Here is a 2,967-nt window from a genome sequence, read left to right on the forward strand (position 1 = left end):
GTACGCGCCCGCGTCGAGCGGGCGGCCGACGAGGCTCGGTCGCCGCAGCAGGGCGCACCCGAGCACACGGCGCTGCGCGACCGCCTCGCCGGGCTGGCGCCCGGCGACGCACAGGGCGCCCTCCTCGAACTCGTCCGGAGCCACGCGGCCACCGTGCTGGACCACCGCGACGCGTCCGCCATCCCCGCGGCCTCGGCCTTCCGCGATCTCGGCTTCGACTCGCTCACCGCCGTCGAGCTCCGCGACCGACTGGCCCGGGCGACCGGCCTGCGGCTCCCCGCCACTCTCGCGTTCGACTACCCGGACGCCGGGGCGCTCGCCCGCCACCTGGCGGACGAGATCCTCGGCCGCACTCCCGCGTCGGTGACGGCTGCCACCGACCCGGCCCCCGTGGAGGCGGACGACCCCGTCGCCATCGTCGGCATGGCCTGCCGGCTGCCCGGGAGCGTGCACTCCCCGGAGGAGCTGTGGGAGCTCGTCCGGTCGGATGGCGAGGGCATCACCGGGTTCCCCGCAGACCGGGGCTGGGAGGACGCGCCGTCCCGGGACACCACCGCGTTCGCCCAGGTGGGCGGTTTCCTGCACGATGCGGGCGAGTTCGACCCGGAGTTCTTCGGTATCTCCCCGCGCGAGGCCCTCGCGATGGACCCGCAGCAGCGGCTGCTGCTGGAGACCACGTGGGAGGCCGTGGAGCGGGCGGGCATCGACCCGCTGTCGCTGCGCGCCTCGCGCACCGGCGTCTTCGCCGGAGGGTGCGCCCAGGGGTACGCGGCCGGCGCGCTGGCCCACGCCGAGGAGGGCGTGAGCGGACAGTTGCTGACCGGCACGGCCACCAGCGTCCTGTCCGGCCGGGTGTCCTACGCGCTGGGGCTGGAGGGTCCGGCGGTGACGGTGGACACGGCGTGCTCCTCCTCCCTGGTCGCCCTGCACCTGGCCGCGCGCTCGCTGCGGTCGGGGGAGTGCGACGCCGCGCTGGTCGGCGGCGTCACGGTGATGGCCGGTCCGGGCGGCTTCGTGGAGTTCTCCCGGCAGGGCGGCCTGGCCTCCGACGGGCGGTGCAAGTCCTTCTCCGACGCGGCCGACGGGACGGGTTGGTCCGAGGGTGTGGGCGTGCTGGTGGTGGAGCGGCTGTCGGACGCGCGGCGCAACGGGCACCGGGTGCTGGCGGTGGTGCGCGGTTCGGCCGTGAACCAGGACGGTGCCTCCAACGGGCTCACCGCGCCGAACGGGCCGTCGCAGCAGCGGGTGATCCGGGAGGCGCTGGCCAGTGCCGGGTTGTCGGCGTCCGAGGTGGACGCGGTGGAGGCGCACGGTACGGGGACGACGCTGGGTGACCCGATCGAGGCGCAGGCGGTCTTGGCGACCTACGGCCAGGGCCGTGGGTCGGGTGAGCCGTTGTGGTTGGGGTCGGTGAAGTCCAATCTCGGTCACACGCAGGCTGCGGCTGGTGTGGCGGGTGTGATCAAGATGGTGCTGTCGATGCGGCACGGGACGCTGCCGCGCACGCTGCACGTGGACGAGCCGTCGTCGAAGGTGGACTGGGCTGCGGGTGCGGTGGAGCTGCTGACCCGGGCGCGGGAGTGGCCGGCGGGTGAGCGCCCCCGTCGGGCGGGCGTGTCCTCGTTCGGGATCAGCGGGACCAACGCGCACGTGATCGTGGAGGAAGGGGACGCCGAGAACGCTGAGGCGGTGGCGTCCCCGACCCCGGCTTCTGCTTCGGTGGCGGTGCCGGTGGTGCCGTGGGTGCTGTCGGCGAAGTCGGCGCAGGCGTTGGCTGGGCAGGCCGGGCGGCTGCTGGAGCGGGTGGGCTCGCTGGGGTCGCCGGTGGATGTGGGGTGGTCGCTGGCGGTGTCGCGGTCGGTGTTCGAGCACCGTGCGGTGGTGGTCGGTGCCGACCGGGCCGGGCTGCTGGCCGCGGTGGCACAGGGGCAGGCTCCGACGGGTGTGGTGACCGGGCAGGCGAGCGGCGGTCGTGCCGCGTTCCTCTTCTCGGGCCAGGGTTCGCAGCGGGCCGGTATGGGCCGGGAGCTGTATGACGCCTTCCCGGTGTTCGCGGATGCCTTCGACGCGGTGTGCGCGGAGCTGGACCGCCACCTGGACGCCTCCGTGCGGGAGGTGGTCTTCGACGGCTCGGAGCTGCTGGACCAGACCCAGTACACGCAGGCGGGGCTGTTCGCATTGGAAGTGGCGCTGTTCCGGCTGCTGGAGCACTGGGGCGTCACCCCCGACTACCTGCTCGGCCACTCCATCGGTGAGGTGGCCGCCGCTCACGTGGCGGGGGTGTGGTCGCTGGAGGACGCGGCCCGGCTGGTCGCCGCACGCGGCAGGTTGATGCAGGCGCTCCCGTCCGGCGGCGCGATGATCGCCGTGCAGGCCACCGAAGGCGAGGTGGAACCGCTTCTGACCGACGGCGTGTCGATCGCCGCCGTCAACGGACCCACCTCCGTCGTCATCTCCGGTGATGAGGACGCCGTGGCGGAGATCGCTGCACGGTTCGACAAGAGCAAGCGGCTCAACGTCAGCCACGCCTTCCACTCCCCGCGCATGGACCCCATGCTTCAGGAGTTCCGCGCCATCGCCGAGAGCCTGACCTACCAGGCCCCGCGCATCCCGGTCGTCTCCAACCTCACCGGTGACGTGGCCGGGGAGGAGCTGGCCACCGCCGAGTACTGGGTGCGCCACGTCCGCCAGGCGGTGCGCTTCCACGACGGCATGCGGCACCTGGCGGGTCTGGACGTGAGCACCTACGTCGAGGTGGGACCGGGCGGCACCCTGACCGCCATGGCGCGGCAAGCCACCAGCCCCGACCCCGAACCCGGGCCCGACGGCGCGGCAGTCGCCGCGTTCGTGCCCGCTCTGCGCAAGAACCGTCCCGAGCCCGAGGCCCTGGTCACCGCGCTCGCCGAACTCCACGTGCGCGGCACCACCGTCGACTGGCAGGCGTACTACGCCGGGTCCGGCGCCCGA

General features: G+C 73.9%; 1 protein-coding gene. It reads left to right on the plus strand.

Annotated elements, in window-relative coordinates:
* On the plus strand, window positions 1-2,967 hold a 2,967-nt coding region (locus OSB71_RS24045), incomplete at both ends, for a type I polyketide synthase (protein ID WP_265950917.1).

The sequence above is a fragment of the Streptomyces marinisediminis genome (assembly GCF_026262575.1).
Lineage (GTDB): Bacteria > Actinomycetota > Actinomycetes > Streptomycetales > Streptomycetaceae > Streptomyces > Streptomyces marinisediminis.